The sequence below is a fragment of the Legionella steigerwaltii genome (assembly GCF_001468065.1).
Classification (GTDB): domain Bacteria; phylum Pseudomonadota; class Gammaproteobacteria; order Legionellales; family Legionellaceae; genus Legionella; species Legionella steigerwaltii.
In genome coordinates this window covers 73,643-90,382 of sequence record NZ_LNYZ01000027.1, presented here as the reverse complement: position 1 = coordinate 90,382, position 16,740 = coordinate 73,643, and the positions used below count along the sequence as shown (strand labels likewise).

The following is a 16,740-nucleotide window of genomic DNA, read 5'->3' as shown; positions in this document are numbered from 1 at the left end:
TTCCGATAAGGTTTGGTAGACCTTAACAGTGTGGCTCATCTAGGTGCCGGGTAAAAGGGAGGATGAGTCCATATCATTGCTTTTAAAGCGCAATGACATCTGTTTGAGAAGGGACTGAATAGATGCCCATTGTGTTGGTATCATTGGATAAAGTGACCGTCATGCCCAAGTTATTTGCGGGTAAGCCATCTATGAGCACATTAAACGCACCGGTTAAGGGCGTGACTAAAAGCATAAAAGTTCCCGAAATCACTCCCCCCATGGTCCCCGCTTGATCCCCATTGGACTCCGGAATAATGGTTCCCGTATTACAGCTTGGTGAAGAGTTGATTAATACCGTAGGAACGAAATCAACGCACATCAGCCAAGTGCCAATATTCATAAAAGGGTTAGGGGTCCCGCGAGGAGGCATTTTGCATACATCAATTGGCCCCGGGGTCATCACCTCTCCACCCATCATACACGCCATAGTCATGTTTTTTATCCTAACTGAACTTGTTTCGCCGCGATCTTTGCATCACCCTGAGCATAAATTTCCATTTCATCGCAATCAATCCGATAAGTATGTTTTACAATACTTCGCAAGTGGCCTATGAGTTGATGCTCTAGCTCATTAATCTGCTGATAAAAACGGATTGCTTGCGTATTGATTGTGTCACTAATCGTTTGCATGTAGTTACACATCATGTTCAATGATTGATATGAAAAGTTCAGTACATCCCCTTTAAATAAAACATTGTTTATCGAAAATGTACCCTGATTACACTCAATATTTTGCACGGGTGAACTTAAATTAATCGTCTCTTGAGCAACCAAATGAATATGAGGCGCATTCAATTTTAAATCATGATTCTCACCAATAAGACTCAAGTTTTCACCTAATTTCATAGTTACAGGAGCAGGCTTAGGACGATGAATAATCGATAAAATATAATAATTGTTTGCCTCTTTAAACAGTAAAACGTCATCGTCAACTAAAGGAGTGATAAGACATGAAAACGCAGGTTGGGCATTCACTAAATGACCTTGAATCAGGATATGATATCCATCACCTGAACAGAATTTAATTTTTCCCCTCAATAATTCACCTTGAGTGCCGGTACGTGTTAATTCAGGTTCAAGCATTATGGACTCCTTTTTTATGACTACTGTTCGTAAGTGCTCAGCCCATATCAGGGAACGGTTGGATTTGAGCGCAGGTTGTGAGAAAATTTTTCTAAGCAAGCGCAGCATACATCAGTATGTGAGCATTGATTAGGAAAATTTTCTCGCAAGATGCGCCAAATACAGCCGTTCGAGTAAACATTAACATGAACCTGAGCTATGACCACTGTTCTGCTTCCAACAATTCTGGATTTGTTTTCAATATATTCTCGCGTTCTGCACACTCCCAATTGACTTTATCTTCGGTAACATGATGTAAGGATGCCAGGTTTAATTGTGCCGCTGAGAAATCACAAGCAGTTAAATGACTGTTATTCAATCGGGCATAATTGAGAACGGCCATAGTGAAGGAAGTATTTTGTATTTCTGACTCTTCAAACAATGACTGGGTTAAATCTGCAGAAACAAAAAAACAATTGCTTATTTTAGACTGACTCAAATTGCATTGATTGAGGTGACAATGAGAAAAATCCACCGCGTTTAATTGGGTCTTTTGCAAAACGGCTGGTGCCAAATCCATCCCTTTAAAAGTAGTTTGATTGATTGTTGCTTTAAATAAATTGATCTGCTTTATTTCCGATGCGACCGAAAAATCGGACTCATGAATTTTCGCTTCAATAAACAAGCTTCTATGGAGATTACAGCGATTGAATTTAATATTATTGAATTCACTGGTTTCAAAATTTGCCGCCGTTAAATTAACCTCGTCAAATAAGACAGAAACAAAGTGCGAATTTTTTGCAGTAATTTTCTCCATCGTTGTATTCACGAAAATGCAGTCGGATAAATCACAATTTGAAAGATTAGTTCGGTTTAACATGCAATTTTTAAAATGACTCTTTTGCAAATTATGCCCACGCAATTTGCTGTTCGAAAAATTGGATTCTGTTGCCTGAAGATAAATGGGGCCTTCATTTGATTGAAACATAGAAGAATTCCAATTGGTTTTATCACTGATTAAATGACTTATGATGCAGGAAGTAATCGTACATAACTGCATATCGCATGCGTCAAAAGTAACCTGTTCAAAGCGGCACTTTTCAAAGATGGTAGCAACAAACTTCACGTTCTTAAACACTACATTCTTAAATTCAACGTCCACAAATACAGGACGTACCGCTTCAGTACCTTCAATGGTTATAGAATCCAATGAAACTTTTTGAATGGTTTTTCTTTGTTTCAGTAATGTTGCTAACTCTTCAGCGTTCATGGGGATTGCTCCTCCTCATTCAAAGCAATATGTTTCACAAGACAATCCTGAATAGTGACATCCTTTCTTTGGCAATCTGTGAATGCAATACTGTATAAATTACAATGATTAAATTCAGTATTTTCAAAAATTGAACTATGGAATATCCCCTGAAAGAAATTGACATCTCGGAAAGAACACGAATCAATGTTTGAATTCACAAACCTAAATTTTTTCGCACTGCATTTGCGGAAATTTGCTTTTTTCCACGCACTCTTCATCAATTGAGATGCATCAAGCGTGGAGTCACTCAAGGTAAGCTCTTCATAATGGCCACCAAGTAATGCTGAATTGCTTAGATTGCACTGCTCAAAATCACTGGTCGATATTTTAGTCTGTTCGTTGCCACGTATATGAGTCAAATTGCAATTTATAAAATGGCTTTGTGTTACCGTAGCGTTCATCACATTAAATCGAGTTAAAGTACTACCAGAAAAAGTACTCTCAGAAAGAGTTGCCCCTTTACAACTAAGGCCATCACACTGACTTTTATCCAAAATGAGATGATTCATAGTGCAGTTGGTTAACGAGAGATGAGGTGCACTTAAATGATTTCCGGCAACAAAGGATAATTGTACCCCTGCAAAAAGCGCGCGCGACAAATCCACTTTCGTGAAATTAATCTTGGCCCAGCTCCCTTGATGCACGTTCGCAAATTGCATTCTCGCTTCAGAAAAATCACTCTCCTGAAAAGTACAGTCTACAATATCGAGAAAATTAGCTTTTATGCCAACAAAGTGTCCTGCATTGAAGTGACATTTCTTAAAACGCGCATGATTTAAAATAGAATTTGCAAAATTACATTGTTTACCAGAACTGTCTTCAATCAATGCATGCTGCAAACATCCTTCAGAAAAATTTGCTCCATCTAAAGAAGCGTTTTTTATTAACGCATTGGTTAAATTGGCATGAGCGAATACGGTCTCAGATAAATGAGCATGAACTAATGTTGTCATTGATAAATCAGCTTGGGTTAGACGAGTACGTGTCAAATTACATTCGCTTAAATTACACCCTGATAAATTAATGCCGGATAAATCCAAATCAGATAAATCAATCCCTGACAAATTTTTTCCAGAAAAATCTTTTCCCTCTTTAAAACCAGCAACAATTTCTTCTCGTGAATGCGTTGATTTTCCAACTGCCCCCGTTCGAAATTGAGTTATTGCACTGATTTTCTCCATATACTCAATTTGTTGCTCCAACTTTTTAGATTGACTTAAAACTTCAGGCGGTACCGAAGTTGAAAGCGCCTTGCGTGCAATCTGTTTTTTAAGCAAATCCAGAAATTGCATCCCCTTCCGATTGACTTCATAAGGCATATGTTCACCGTGTGATGCAGCCCTTAGAAGACTGGTAATTGAGGAATGAGCGGGTAATGTTTGCTTGCGATTTTTATAATAGCTTTCAATTGCCATTAAAGACTCTTCAGGAGTTTTTCCTTGAAATATCTTAAATGTTTCGTTCTGCCCCAAAAATCTCTTTCTTTCTGGAAGCAAGCGTTCTGTTATTTCATTTAATTCTTCTTCTATATTAAAACCCAAACCGCTTAGCGGGGATGGCTTCATAGTACTGAGGTCACGTGCCTTTCTAGGTGTTATCTCTTTCGGTTTACTGCGCTGCATCGCATAATAATCGACGTCCTTTGGTGCTTCCGTCAAAACTTCATGTGCACTACGAATAAACTCAATATCATTGGCAGCAATATCTTGTGTATCGATGATGCCATGCCAAATAAGTATTCCCTTTTCTTGATCAGGCAATAACCAAAGCGTATCCAAATTCACATTGAGTTCACTTAGGCTATCTGTGCTATCAATTCGTTTATAAAAACAGCGTACACGCAACTCGGGCAATTGGCCGTTAATGATTTTTTTCTCAGGATGCATATTGATACAGGAAAACACTTCATCACCTTGAAAATAATGTTCTCTTTGCTGATCAGCTGGCGCAAGATTGAAAAAGAGCCAATCAATATCTTTAGGATAATAAGGACTTTCATTGTGTAACCAATCGTTATCAATCGTTCCGAATTTGCTAAGTTGTTGCTTGCAGGTTGGTGAGTGCGGTAACAATAATGCAGGCAAAGGAGTATCAGTTGGCTGCTTTATAGGTTGCCCAGGTAATTCCACATTAGGTAGATGCCGTTCGGTAATCGTGTCTGTTTGTTTTATCAATCCCCTTCCATCGGGATTGAGTTCATGGTCAATACCACCATAAGCGTTGTTTAAAGTAATCGGTATGTTTTTGAAGCAATCAGGTTGAGATAAACGGTAGCTTTCACCGTCTTTCAGCCATTTCCTGTCGCCCCAGACAGTGAGTTGTTTTTCCTGATTGCCCAATGTGACTTTAACAAAACTTTGGCGTGTTTCATTATCGTAGCTGTAGCACGAACCTTTAACAAAAAACTCTGCGCGTTGCTTTGCCATATGCAAATCAATAAATTCACCTTGACTGATATTAAATGTTTTCTTTGCGACGCGCCAAAAATCAGCATAACTAAGGAATTTATTTTGCTTTGAAAAAGAAAACATTGCCATGATGGTAACGGCTAATTTTGTTTTGCCTTGATGCCGATAATTGAAAGTGATAACGGTGTGTGATTTATCTTTAAATATCTTCATCTTTGAAGAATAGTCCTAATGCAACAATCCACTACGCGGGTTGCTGACAATATGCGGGATGTAGGAAGGGTTGTCAATGGTATCATCTGCCCTTGACATGAATAAGAATCCTTCGTTATTGTCAATGCATTCTCTCATATTGCAGAAATCTCATTCTTTTTAGAGACAGGATGTTTTGCGTAAAAACGCCAGGGTCCCGTTTACAATTCGCTAGATTGAGCCATAATGCTGCGATCTTAGCCAAGATAGTACAGTTGTAAACAGACCCTAACGATCAAGGCAACAGGAGTCTTAATGCACGCCAAGATATTGATGCCCAAATTACACATTCCAGGGGTCGCTCAGTCAGAAATTATTGTCATCGAATTTGCAGGTACACTTGCTATTTCTTCGTTATATCGCTTTACCGTTGAATTTGTGAGTAAAATGTCCATTCACGCGCAACAAGTCATGAGTCAAAAAGCTCAATTAATCTTTGCTAAAAAAGGTGGTGGAACAACTCCGTTAAATGGAGAGGTTGTGTCTTTTACACAACTTGATAGTTACGATAAGTATCACCGCTATAAAATTCAATTCATGCCTAAAGTCCATCGTCTACAACACATCCGCAATACGGAGGTATTTCTTAATAAATCAATCCCGCAAGTCATTAAACAAATATTAAATAAAAACGGAATTACCCAAGTCGAACTCGATTTAATAATGGAACATAAACCCAGAGAGTTTATTTTTCAATACAATGAAGTGGATTGGGATTTTATTACCCGATGGATGGAGTTTGAAGGATTATTTTATTATTTTAGTCAAGATAAAAACGAGGAAAAGCTGGTCATCACGGATGCCAATTCTACGTTGAAGAATAATCAAGACATTCATGAAATGTATTATCAGTCTTATACTATGGCCAGTCAAAACAATCCTACCGCAAATTTACTCTACAATTTTCAATTGACTACTGAAGCACAACCTCAAAAAGTCACCGTCAAATCGTATAACCCTGATCAATCATCAAAACTCTATTCTTCGAAAGCGATTATTGATGCAATGGGCCATGGTGAAATAACGTATTGGGCAGAGAACATCAAAAGTAATCATGAAAATCAGCAATTAGCGAAATTTATTAGCGAAAGTTATAAATGGAAGAAAGAAATTCTAACGGGGATTTCTTCAGGTTCGTTTATTAATCCAGGAACAATCATTCACCATAAAAATTTCAAGATGGCCTCATTAAATATCCCCATGTTGATTGTTGAAAGTACTTATCATGGTTCGCAAAAGCGCTCCTTTGCCTCACTGCATAGTGGTGAAGAACACCACCCTGAGGATTATTTTAAATGCGAATATAAAGCAATCAATAAATCAATCGCTTACAGACAGCCCATCCAAGATCGCATCCCTCGCATCAATGGCATGTTACCTGGTTTTGTCGATCATGAAGGTGATGATAATACCGTTCAAATCAGCAAAAAAGGATTATACAAATTCCGGATTGCCATTAGCGATGACAAACCAGGGAAAGGATCGGGCTGGGTGCGCAAAATGGAATCCTATATTGGGGATCAATACGCGATGAGCTTACCGCTTCGGAAAGGTGATGAAGTAGTAATCGGTTTTCAATTTGGTAATCCTGATCTACCTATCCTATTGGGCACCGTGAGTAACTCCACACATCGAAACGTCATTACCTCACAAAATCAACATTATATGGGGCTTTATACTAAAGAAGAAAATCTGTTCTTTATCAACGAACAAGATGGCGATACGAAAGGGATACAACTCTCAACACCGCATAATGAGACTACCTTAACCCTAGGTACTGATAATGTATTTGAATCAAAACTTGACGCAGGCTTTTTTCTCAATACACAAAGTAATGCGTATCAACGTATTGAAAAAAACTCTATAAGTGACATATCCGGACATCAGGCACAAAGTATTGGCGGTAATAACCTCATCGATGTGTGGGGTACCACTTCCTACTCCAATAAAGGGGCAGCTTATTATGCGTATTATGGCGCGAGAGCTCAATCGGTAGTTGGACTCGATTATATTGATAGACTGGGTGCTATTATAGAAACAACCACTGGGTTTCATGTGAAACTCACTCAAGGCTGGCGTTATGAAGAAGATGGGGCGACGAGTTTAAAAACAGCCCCTGCTGTAATGTTGGAAGCCGAAGCAACCATTTCGCTGACGGTGGGCGCCAGTTCCATTACCATTACTCCAGAATCAATTATAATCCAAGCACCTGAAATCGGTATCTTATCTGAAGCAGATATCACCTTAGCGGGGGCAATAACCAATTTAGCAACGGTCGATGTGAATATCTTCGGTAATATATCTGGAGGCCCTATGGTGGAACTTGGTGCAGGCGCAGGGGAAGAGGCCGAAGCAGCGGCAGCAGCAGTTAATGTGGTCAAGGTAGAAGAGTTGGTTATGGCTACAGGTATGACAGCAACGCTTAAAGCAGCGGCAACAGCAGCTTGGGCTGCGGCTAAAGAAGAGATTCCTGGATTGGAAGCTGCTGCAGAGTTAGGATCAACTTTGGTAAAACAGCTTGATAAGGCAAATGAAAAACTTATTTCTCCTGTCCTGGCTAAAGCAGGAAAAGGGGTGCAACTAGCAGATAAGGGCCATGTGTTAAGCCCAACAATACATACACCGGAGTATATCGCAAAAGAAAATGAATAAACCTCTAATTTTAGGATTAGGATGAAAGATAAAATTTATCGCATGTCTTCCCTTAACCGTGACGGCTATGTACGTCATCCCGAGCACAGCGAGGGATGACAGAACAGAATTGTTTCTGGAATAATTTTGTAAATCTTGAAATTTATGCTAATTTTTTATTATTACAGGCTTTTTTATTACAATGAATTCGATTTATTAAGGATAAAAAATGACTAACAAGGAACAATCTGTCGCTCCAAAAGAACGTATTAATATTGTATATAAAGCGCTCATCGAAGGGGTTGAGGAGGAGATTGAACTTCCTTTACGACAACTCGTTCTCGGAGAGTTTTACCCTAGTGGAGACAACACTCCCTTAGAAAAACGCCGTACCGTGAACATCAACAAAGACAATTTTAATGAAGTGCTCAAAGAACATCACATAAAATTATCCTTACGCGTAGCGAATCGTTTTAGCAAAAACAAAGAGGATACCGTAAATATTGATTTAAAATTTGAATCGATGCGAGACTTTGATCCTGATGGAATCTTACATCAAGTCCCACAATTACAAAAACTATTTGAAGTACGAGAAGCATTAAAAGCACTAAAGGGCCCTCTTGGAAATATTCCAGAGTTTCGACGCAGATTGGATGCGATTGTTAAAGATTCTGCAGCACGCGAAGAACTCATCAAGGAAATTAAGGACAAGAAATAAGCCAAAATAAAGCCGCAGGATCAAGGAGACAGCCATGGCTGATGCACAAGATAATGCTAAGAAGAAAGAAGATAAATCCCTGCAGAAATTATTTGCTGGAACAAATATTACAGCGGATGAAGAGCAATATGCCCTCGCTCAAAAAGGCCTGCTCGCTTTTATAGATAATATTGTTGAAAGTAAACGGACCGATGAAACAGTGACTCCTGCGTTAGTGGATGACGTAATTGCGATTTTGGATAAACAACTCTCCACACAAATGGACGAAATTCTCCATAATCCAGATTTTCAAAAACTCGAGTCCGCTTGGCGCAGTTTAAAATATTTAGTGGATCGCACCGATTTCCGTGAAAATAGTTTGATTGAATTCATCCATGTATCAAAAGATGAACTGTTTGATGACTTTATTGATGCACCTGAAATTCCTAAATCCGGCTTATACAAACAAGTTTATACAAAAGAGTATGGTCAATTTGGTGGTAGACCCTATGGTGCCATCATTGGTAATTACTCATTTGGCCCAAGTTATAAAGATGTGAACTTGCTAAGAAATATCGCTGCCGTTTGTGCTATGGCCCATGTTCCTTTTCTATCCGCAGCAAGTCCAGAATTTTTCAATATCAAATCGATGTCTGAATTACCCCATTTAAATGATATAGAGGCAATATTTGAAAGCCCTGTTTATATTGCCTGGCATAGCTTGCGGGAATCTGAAGATTCGCGTTATATAGGTTTGGTTTTACCCCGTTTTATGTTACGTATGCCCTATGGTAAAGAAACTTATGGGGTTCGTTCATTTAATTACGAGGAAGATGTAAGTTCCGGTGAAAATGCTTTTTCGTGGGGAAATAGTGCTTTTGCTCTTGCTGGATGCTTATCTCAGAGTTTTGCCAAATATCGTTGGTGTGTCAACATCATTGGACCTCAAGGTGGTGGCGCTGTTGAAAATTTACCTTCTTATTTCTATGAAGCAATGGGTGAAATTCAAGTTAAAATCCCGACTGAATTACTCATTTCAGAACGACGCGAATATGAATTGTCCGAGCAAGGATTTATTCCACTCACGATGCGCAAAGGGGCAGATAATGCTGCGTTTTTCTCAGCAAACTCAATCCAAAAAGCGAAACATTTTCCAGATACCCCTGAAGGCAAAACAGCGCAAACAAATTATAGATTAGGAACACAGTTCCCTTATATGTTTATTATTTGTAGGCTGGCTCATTATTTAAAAGTGATACAACGTGAAAAAATTGGTCTAGCCAAAGAACGTGATGATATAGAACGTGAGTTAAATACCTGGATTAATGGTTATGTTGTTGATATGGATAATCCAGTCCCCGAAGTCAGAGCAAAAAAACCATTGAGACTTGCCAAAGTGAGTGTAGAAGATGTTCCTGGTGAGCCTGGATGGTATAAATGTGTGTTAATTGTTCGGCCTCATTTTAAATTCATGGGTGCTTATATCACATTACAATTAACGGGTAGTCTCGATCTTAAACAAGGAGAATAAAAGTGGCTGCGAATGAAAGTGAGGGAAATGACATAGCCATATTACCTATGTTACCAGACTCTGAGATTGCCAGAACTCAATATAAGCTTATGGCAAAAATTACCACCCAAGCCTCCGGAGTCGTGAAAGGCAGCAGTACAGTAAAAGGATATGAGGGATGGGTAACGCTTCTAGATTTTAAACAACGCATCACTCGAGCATTCGATGCACAAAATCAATTGATTGGCGTTCCCGATTGTAAATATTTTCGTCTAACAGGATTGTGGGATCAGGCAGGTGTTGTCCCCCATACTCAAAGTATCTTTACAGGCGAGGACATCAATTCGGCTATTATCCATTGCCTGCGATCCAGTGCTTCGGGCGAAGTTGAAGCTGCAGTTGAGATTACTTTAGAGAAGGCCAAAGTATTAGAGGTAGATTACGCTTATTCTCATCCAGCAGGACCCCTGTTTATTGTGGATATGCGCCCTACGGTTTATAAAGTGATGGATAAGAAGAACAATCAAGAATTTGGTTGGGATTTAACTAAATTAATGCGAGTTGGTTAATGAGGGAAGAGCGTTTAACGGAACGAGTTCGTCGCTATGCTCGTCAAGGATCTCTTCTATCAGCCAGATTGGATTCATCCATATTGATTGAATCAATTCGCAATCACGTTGAAAAAATATTATCCACAAGACAAGGTAGTGTGCCAATTGATAAGGAATACGGCTTATCTGAATTATCCATACTCGTTGAGGATTATTCTTTCGCTTATCAAGAAGAATTAAGAGCTCATTTGGAAGAAACCATCCTTCGTTATGAACCACGTTTGGATTCTGTTCAAGTGTCTAAAATTTTAATTGACCCAAGTAAGCAAATTATTACTTGTAATATTTTAGCGCAGCTAAATAAGTCATTTGATAGCCTCGCTGTTTATTTTACTACTATTTTAACAAGCAAAGGTCGCGTGCTTGTTACGTTGTAACTCTGAGAGTCAGTTTAAAGTCTTTTCGCTTAAGGCTGAAAACACGTAATTGCACGTAACATCGTAGCCTGGGTGAAGGCAAAGCCGCAACCCGGGTTCCGCTGCGCTGCACCCAGGCTACAAGATAAGAGACATTGAACGGGGCTCTAAGGTAGAAATATGATAATTGATTATTACCAGAATGAATTAAATAAAATACGAAAACTAGCGCGAGAGTATGCGGAGCATTATCCTGCAATCGCACCTTTGTTAAGGGAGCAAAGCACCGATCCTGACATCGAGCGTTTGTTAGAAGGAGTTGCGTTTCTGACGAGCCAGGTGCAGATGGTAATTGATGAAAAATTACCTGGAATGGTGGATGATTTAACCCAATTATTTTTTACGCTCTATTCCAAACCAGTGCCCAGTACATCGGTCATTCAGTTTATTCCTAAAAGTAACTTAAGCGAGGCTCTGTTCGTCCCTAAAGGAACGGAATTAGCCTCTATTCCTATTAATGAGATTAAATGCCTATTTCGTACGACAGTCCCCCTCATAGTAGAACCAGTTACTATTACTGATATTAATTTCCAAGATTCAATTAGTGGTGTGAGTCAACTCGAAATCAATTGCCATCTTTGCGGCATCACATTAAAAAATTGGCAAGCCTCCTCATTGCGCTTTTTTATTAATCAAAGTTTGCAAGATGCTTGCAATACCTTTTATCTACTGCAACGATATGTCAGTAGAATTACAATTGAAGCACAAGGTGAAGAAAGGCTGGTTTTATCTCCAGAATATTTACAACCATGTGGTTTTGATAATGAAGAGGTTTTATACCCACTCGCCTCTAACGTGCATCATCCTCATAGAGTTTTATATGAGTATCTCCATCAACCCTATAAGTTTCTATTTCTACGTTTAGATGGTTTAGAAAAATGGAACCGCAATACGGATGGATTTGATTTTAAAATCAATTTTGAATTGGAAGAGATTCCTCAATGGATGAATGGTCTAGATAATTTACAATTGGTACTGCACGCCGTTCCAATAATTAATTTATTTGATCATTACGCTGAACCTATTTTTCTCGATCATAAACAACCAGACTATCAAATTATTCCTAACAATGATTTGGGTGAAAACTATGCCGTATATGATGTAAAAAAAGTTACAGGGTATCGCCAACAAGAAAGAAAACGCATCGACTACGATCATTTATTAAATTTTAACCAAGAACTCAATTTAAACTATAAATACACCTATCATCATAGACCCTCAGTTACTGGGCCTGGCCGAAATACCTACATTAGTTTCTTTTATGATTTTAATAAAGAGTTTCCTGTTGATGAAACTTTATCTATAGAGCTCGTGTGTAGTAATGGTGCTTTACCCAGGCTCTTAGATAAAGGAGATATTACTTTACCCACTGACACCTCACCTGAAAATTTGGCTTATACGAATCTTATCCCTCCATCCTCTTTTTTAGTCCCAACCTATGACCGAGCTTTAATATGGAATTTTCAGTCATTGTTAGCATTGAATTTGCTGCAAATATTGGATAAAGATCGCCTCAGACATATTTTCAACTTATATCTCTATGAAAAAGGAGAAAATTACCAACTGAATATGAGTAGAGTAAGAGGTATTGAAAATATAATTGTCAATAAAGCACGTCGTCTCTATTATGGAGAAATGATCGCAGGATCTCATATTACTCTAATTTGTGACCCTGATTGCTTTAAATGCATTGGAGATATGTATTTATTTGGCTGCGTGATGGATGTTTTTTTTGGATTCAATGCACCAATCAATACATTTACTCTATTACATTTACAAAATGCTAGAACTAAAGAGGTATGGAAATGGCAACCGAGGTTGAACAATCCGAGCTTAATATCTTAGAAAAGTTATTAACTCAACCTAAAAGTTTTAATTTTTATCAAGCAATTCGTTTGATTGGCCATCTCTTAACCTATGAAGCAAAACACGGCGGATTAAAAGGAAAATTAGATATCATTCCTTTATTGAGCTTGGCCTTTCCGGAAACCGATATTCATGAGATTAAACGCCATAGTGAAACGAACCAGTTTACCCTAATCGCTACTTTTTTTAGTTTATATGGGACAACCTCTCCGCTGCCAACTTTTTATACGGAACAACTTATCCAAGATAATGATCTGGATTCAGATGAAGTGAAATGTTTGCTCGATATCTTTCATAAGCGACTTTATAAGATACTTTTTCAAGCATGGTCGAAAAATAGAATATTTGAGCAATTTGCAGAACATCATGATGCCACTTATAGAGAAGCCCTTTATGGGTTTATCGGATTAGCGGGAAAAGAGCTGCGAAATAAAATACCTAATTACAGTTGCTTGCTGCGCTATTCCAGCCACTGGGTTTCTGACAGTAAATCCATTTGGAGTCTAAAAAGTTTTTTAAATGATTATTTCAAAGTACCGATTGATGTCCATTCATTTTTTCGATCAATACAAGATATACCCGAAGAGCAATATTGCCTTTTGGGTAAAGCGAATCATCACTTAAGCAGAACTGCATACCTAGGAAGCCAATTTAAATCGAATAGTAATAGTTTATTAATTTCTATAGGCCCTCTAGGTGCTGATGTATTTCCTACATTTTTAGCAAATACTGAAAATATAAATCGATTAAAATTACTACTCCAACTTTACGTAAAAGAACCCTTCTCCTATTTTATTGAAGTTATTTTAGACAAAGGTTGTTTCAAGCCGATACGATTAGCCTGCGAGACAACGAGTATTTTAGGCGTTGTCAGTTGGTTATCCCCACAGAAAGATATTGAGATGTTTAAAGTACGGTATTGGTTAAAGTAATGTAATAAGCGGTCACGTAATGGCATCGCTTAAGGACGTGTTGCCCAGATTAGACGAAGTCGTAATCCGGGATTAAGGCTATTTTAGACGTTAGAGAGGTTATGCACTAGGGTTTCTATTGTTTTCCTTAAAGGTTCTGATACCATGGGAATAAATATTCATTTCCTTAGAAGGACTACATTTCACCTTTATGCGTGGTATGTAGCGTAAAAAAGTTTATGGGGATTTTTCAGAAACACGCCACAAGGCGTGGGCAGAACGATGAATGATCAAAAGCCCCTGATTAACGCTCATGTTTAAGGATAATAAAATTAAAGCCATGCTAAGAATAATATTTTGTCTCTTAATGCTCATTATGGGTGGCTGCACAACGGGTGGGAAGCAGACTGAACCCCAATTAGCAAGCAGCTACCAAGATAATGCGATCCTTATTCGGGCGGTAGCCAGCAAAGACTTAAATCTATATGACCATAAAAAACATACTTTAAAGTTCTCTGTAGTTCAGGTAGAAAAATTAGAAGATGTGCAAAACAAAATCGTAACTGCCGAAGGAATTAGTCAATTGCTTGATGCGGATACCGAAGCGGATAACCTCACTCAAACAAATAAAAAAGTACATATTCAAACTTTTTTTATCGCACCTGGAATGACCCAAACCTTTACAATTGCACGTATGGCAGAAACAAAAAAAGTTCTTGTTGTCGCTGGATATTACAATCTAACAGCTGCTGGGGTAGTGCGTATCTATGAAGTTCCAGTATTTAATAAATGGAATCCACTTACATTTTGGAAAAAAACAAGACAGATGGGACGACTTGGTATTTATCTTGAATTTGGATCCCGAGCTATTAACTACACTGAAAGTTCTACAAAAGCGTCTATAATCACGAAAACAAGGAATCGTGTGTCCTTAAAAAAATATTGGGATAAATAAATATGATTTGGAATACGCCGATTGATTGGGAACATGGACTTTTTTTACAACCTCAGCATTTTCAATATACTGAGCTGAATCAGCATTATGTTCACTCACAATTTTTACGCTACATCACCCCATACTTTTGGGGATTTACTGAATTGGAAGTGAATGATAAATCGTTTAAAAGCGGTATTTTTGATGTAGAAAAAATGGCATTTTTTTTACCCAGCGGTGAGTTTGTTGAGGTGGATGTGAATGCCAAATTTTTACCCCGATCATTTAAGTCGGATTGGCCAGAGAACACGAATTCACTGAAAGTATACATTGGTGTTAAAGAACTTTCGAAAAATGTAGCGAATGTAACCACTGTTGAGAGTCTAGAAAATTTAAATAGCGTGGGTACGCGTTATATAAGTTGCAATGCAGGTGATGAGCTTCCAGATTATTATCATCAAGGAGCACAAGCGCATTTGCGATCCTTGTTTTATGTTGTCAAGTTATTCTGGGAATTCGAAATTGAAAATACGCACAATTATTCCATTATCCAGGTAGCCGAATTACGACGGACTAATGACGAAATGTATTATGCTCCTGATTTTTATCCTTCTTGTGTCAGTATTAGCGCACACAAAAATTTAAATTCATTGCTGAACCGAATTCAGAATGATTTAGTTAGGACGACGAGCAAATTAGAGAAATTTAAAAAGCCGCTTGATACGTACAGCACTCATATAGATGACAGCAATTTTGCGCGTTTATTTTCACTCCGATCATTATTACAAAATGTTGCCATAATGGGGCATTGCCTCAATGCCAAAATCGTCCATCCTTGGGAAATATATGGTCTTTTACAACGTTTGATCGGCGAATTAAGTTTTTACTCAACTGAAATTAATTTTTTTGAGGGGGGTAGTGGAACTATTTCAGCAATACCTGTTTACGATCATAGTGACCTGAGCAAAAGTTTTAAGCTAATCGAAGCATTTGTCACAAAATTATTAACGATTATTTCCGCAGATCCGGATCGCATTCGTCGAATGGTTAAAGAGAAGACTCATTATTACGCAGATCTTGGTAACAATTTTATCCAAAAAGATAGAAATTATTTCTTGGTTATTTATGCACGAAATGATCAAGAAGAAGTTGCTGAGATGATTAAAGATTTCGGTAAGTTATGTGCTCATTCAGAAATTGAAAATTATATAGATTTTGCATTACCCGGAGCGCCTATCTCCAGACTTCTCACGGCCCCTGAAGGTGTACCTAAAGGAGCTAACTGTCTTTATTATCATATTGACCATAAATCAGTAATGTGGTCCAAAATCGAGATGGAAAGAAAGGTTGCATTTTATCTAGGAAAAACACCAGTAGACATATTGATCGATGTTGTCGCTGTAGGAGGATAAAGTGAATCTGCAAACTATTTTTTATGATTTATTTAAATACACTTGGGATTTAAATGCAAATCAGTTTGCGACCGTTAATTACGATGAATTCAGAAGCAAAATAACTTCTTTAATTGCTGAAATTAAAACGAAAGAACATGAGGTTGATAAACATAATTTAAATTCAGCTTTATTTGCCGTTTGTGCCTGGATTGATGAGTTAGTACAAAAATCAAATTGGGCAGGTGTTAGACAGTGGCAAGATAAATTGTTACAAGCTGAATATTTTAATACGACGAGTGCCGGCGAAGAGTTTTTTACTCGCTTAAGCAAAATACCCAGTAAACAAGATGACTTATTTAGAATTTATTATCGATGTTTGATTTTAGGATTTGAAGGGGTTTATCATAAGCCGGTTGATAAACCTGATTTGCTAAAGTATAAAAATTTTGCATTAGAACAGTTAAGTCATGGGTTTAATATGGCGAACTATCCTGAGGAGTTTGTTGCATTCCCTTTGGCTTATAAAAATGATAATTTACAAGTTGCTCCTCCAAAATTAGATCAATATCGAAGTTTTCTGTGGTGGTTGTTACCTATTCCAGTGATTTTAATAATATATTTCTTTTTTTATTTTGTAATTAATAATACAGTTACTAATTATTTACATTTAATTAAATAGGGCCTGTTTTACATT

14 protein-coding genes are annotated in these 16,740 nt (G+C 37.8%); 10 read left to right on the top strand and 4 right to left on the bottom strand.

The annotated features are described in order from the left end of the window. Positions 1-82: 82 nt before the first annotated feature. The 4 genes from Lstg_RS13870 to Lstg_RS13855 form a co-directional block, all read right to left on the bottom strand. Complete coding sequence (locus Lstg_RS13870) at positions 83-475, bottom strand: PAAR-like domain-containing protein (protein WP_058478272.1); 393 nt, start codon at positions 473-475, stop codon at positions 83-85. Between the two features lie 5 nt (positions 476-480). Next, positions 481-1,125 carry a DUF3540 domain-containing protein gene (locus tag Lstg_RS13865; protein WP_058478271.1) on the bottom strand — a complete coding sequence of 215 codons (645 nt, stop codon included), beginning with the start codon at positions 1,123-1,125 and terminating at the stop codon, positions 481-483. A 196-nt stretch (positions 1,126-1,321) separates the two neighbouring features. Continuing rightward, complete coding sequence (locus Lstg_RS13860; RefSeq protein WP_058478270.1) at positions 1,322-2,374, bottom strand: pentapeptide repeat-containing protein; 1,053 nt, start codon at positions 2,372-2,374, stop codon at positions 1,322-1,324. Next, positions 2,371-5,037, bottom strand: a complete 2,667-nt coding sequence (locus Lstg_RS13855; protein ID WP_058478269.1) for a DUF2169 family type VI secretion system accessory protein — start codon at positions 5,035-5,037, stop codon at positions 2,371-2,373. The genes Lstg_RS13860 and Lstg_RS13855 overlap by 4 nt, the downstream gene beginning before the upstream one ends. A gap of 294 nt (positions 5,038-5,331) precedes the next feature. Here Lstg_RS13855 and Lstg_RS13850 point away from each other — a divergent pair, with 294 nt between their 5' ends. From Lstg_RS13850 to Lstg_RS13805, 10 genes are all read left to right on the top strand, one after another. Further along, on the top strand, positions 5,332-7,728 hold the full coding sequence (locus Lstg_RS13850) for a type VI secretion system Vgr family protein (RefSeq protein ID WP_058478268.1): 2,397 nt from the start codon (positions 5,332-5,334) through the stop codon (positions 7,726-7,728). Between the two features lie 208 nt (positions 7,729-7,936). Beyond that, the gene (gene tssB / locus Lstg_RS13845; RefSeq protein ID WP_058478267.1) at positions 7,937-8,425 is read left to right on the top strand and encodes a type VI secretion system contractile sheath small subunit; all 489 of its coding nucleotides are present in this window, start codon (positions 7,937-7,939) and stop codon (positions 8,423-8,425) included. A gap of 34 nt (positions 8,426-8,459) precedes the next feature. Continuing rightward, a complete protein-coding gene (gene tssC / locus Lstg_RS13840; RefSeq protein ID WP_058478266.1) occupies positions 8,460-9,935 on the top strand; it encodes a type VI secretion system contractile sheath large subunit in 1,476 nt (491 codons plus the stop codon). A 2-nt stretch (positions 9,936-9,937) separates the two neighbouring features. Continuing rightward, positions 9,938-10,483, top strand: a complete 546-nt coding sequence (locus Lstg_RS13835) for a type VI secretion system tube protein Hcp (RefSeq protein WP_058478265.1) — start codon at positions 9,938-9,940, stop codon at positions 10,481-10,483. Continuing rightward, positions 10,483-10,902 carry a type VI secretion system baseplate subunit TssE gene (gene tssE, locus Lstg_RS13830; protein WP_058478264.1) on the top strand — a complete coding sequence of 140 codons (420 nt, stop codon included), beginning with the start codon at positions 10,483-10,485 and terminating at the stop codon, positions 10,900-10,902. The genes Lstg_RS13835 and tssE overlap by 1 nt, the downstream gene beginning before the upstream one ends. A gap of 159 nt (positions 10,903-11,061) precedes the next feature. Continuing rightward, complete coding sequence (gene tssF / locus Lstg_RS13825) at positions 11,062-12,786, top strand: type VI secretion system baseplate subunit TssF (protein ID WP_058478263.1); 1,725 nt, start codon at positions 11,062-11,064, stop codon at positions 12,784-12,786. After that, the gene (tssG, locus tag Lstg_RS13820) at positions 12,747-13,739 is read left to right on the top strand and encodes a type VI secretion system baseplate subunit TssG (RefSeq protein WP_058478262.1); all 993 of its coding nucleotides are present in this window, start codon (positions 12,747-12,749) and stop codon (positions 13,737-13,739) included. The genes tssF and tssG overlap by 40 nt, the downstream gene beginning before the upstream one ends. A gap of 292 nt (positions 13,740-14,031) precedes the next feature. Further along, positions 14,032-14,673: a type VI secretion lipoprotein TssJ gene (locus tag Lstg_RS13815; RefSeq protein ID WP_058478261.1), complete on the top strand. Its 642-nt coding sequence runs from the start codon at positions 14,032-14,034 to the stop codon at positions 14,671-14,673. Between the two features lie 2 nt (positions 14,674-14,675). Next, positions 14,676-16,064: a type VI secretion system baseplate subunit TssK gene (gene tssK / locus Lstg_RS13810; RefSeq protein WP_058478260.1), complete on the top strand. Its 1,389-nt coding sequence runs from the start codon at positions 14,676-14,678 to the stop codon at positions 16,062-16,064. Between the two features lies 1 nt (position 16,065). Further along, positions 16,066-16,725: a DotU family type IV/VI secretion system protein gene (locus tag Lstg_RS13805; RefSeq protein WP_058478259.1), complete on the top strand. Its 660-nt coding sequence runs from the start codon at positions 16,066-16,068 to the stop codon at positions 16,723-16,725. Positions 16,726-16,740: the final 15 nt, after the last annotated feature.

What these genes read in the sequence shown, in the direction of transcription:
- Lstg_RS13870 (WP_058478272.1), bottom strand. Translation starts at nt 475, where the DNA reads ATGACTATGGCGTGTATGATGGGTGGAGAGGTGATGACCCCGGGGCCA.
- Lstg_RS13865 (WP_058478271.1), bottom strand. Translation starts at nt 1,125, where the DNA reads ATGCTTGAACCTGAATTAACACGTACCGGCACTCAAGGTGAATTATTG.
- Lstg_RS13860 (WP_058478270.1), bottom strand. Translation starts at nt 2,374, where the DNA reads ATGAACGCTGAAGAGTTAGCAACATTACTGAAACAAAGAAAAACCATT.
- Lstg_RS13855 (WP_058478269.1), bottom strand. Translation starts at nt 5,037, where the DNA reads ATGAAGATATTTAAAGATAAATCACACACCGTTATCACTTTCAATTAT.
- Lstg_RS13850 (WP_058478268.1), top strand. Translation starts at nt 5,332, where the DNA reads ATGCACGCCAAGATATTGATGCCCAAATTACACATTCCAGGGGTCGCT.
- tssB (WP_058478267.1), top strand. Translation starts at nt 7,937, where the DNA reads ATGACTAACAAGGAACAATCTGTCGCTCCAAAAGAACGTATTAATATT.
- tssC (WP_058478266.1), top strand. Translation starts at nt 8,460, where the DNA reads ATGGCTGATGCACAAGATAATGCTAAGAAGAAAGAAGATAAATCCCTG.
- tssE (WP_058478264.1), top strand. Translation starts at nt 10,483, where the DNA reads ATGAGGGAAGAGCGTTTAACGGAACGAGTTCGTCGCTATGCTCGTCAA.
- tssF (WP_058478263.1), top strand. Translation starts at nt 11,062, where the DNA reads ATGATAATTGATTATTACCAGAATGAATTAAATAAAATACGAAAACTA.
- tssG (WP_058478262.1), top strand. Translation starts at nt 12,747, where the DNA reads ATGGCAACCGAGGTTGAACAATCCGAGCTTAATATCTTAGAAAAGTTA.
- Lstg_RS13815 (WP_058478261.1), top strand. Translation starts at nt 14,032, where the DNA reads ATGTTTAAGGATAATAAAATTAAAGCCATGCTAAGAATAATATTTTGT.
- tssK (WP_058478260.1), top strand. Translation starts at nt 14,676, where the DNA reads ATGATTTGGAATACGCCGATTGATTGGGAACATGGACTTTTTTTACAA.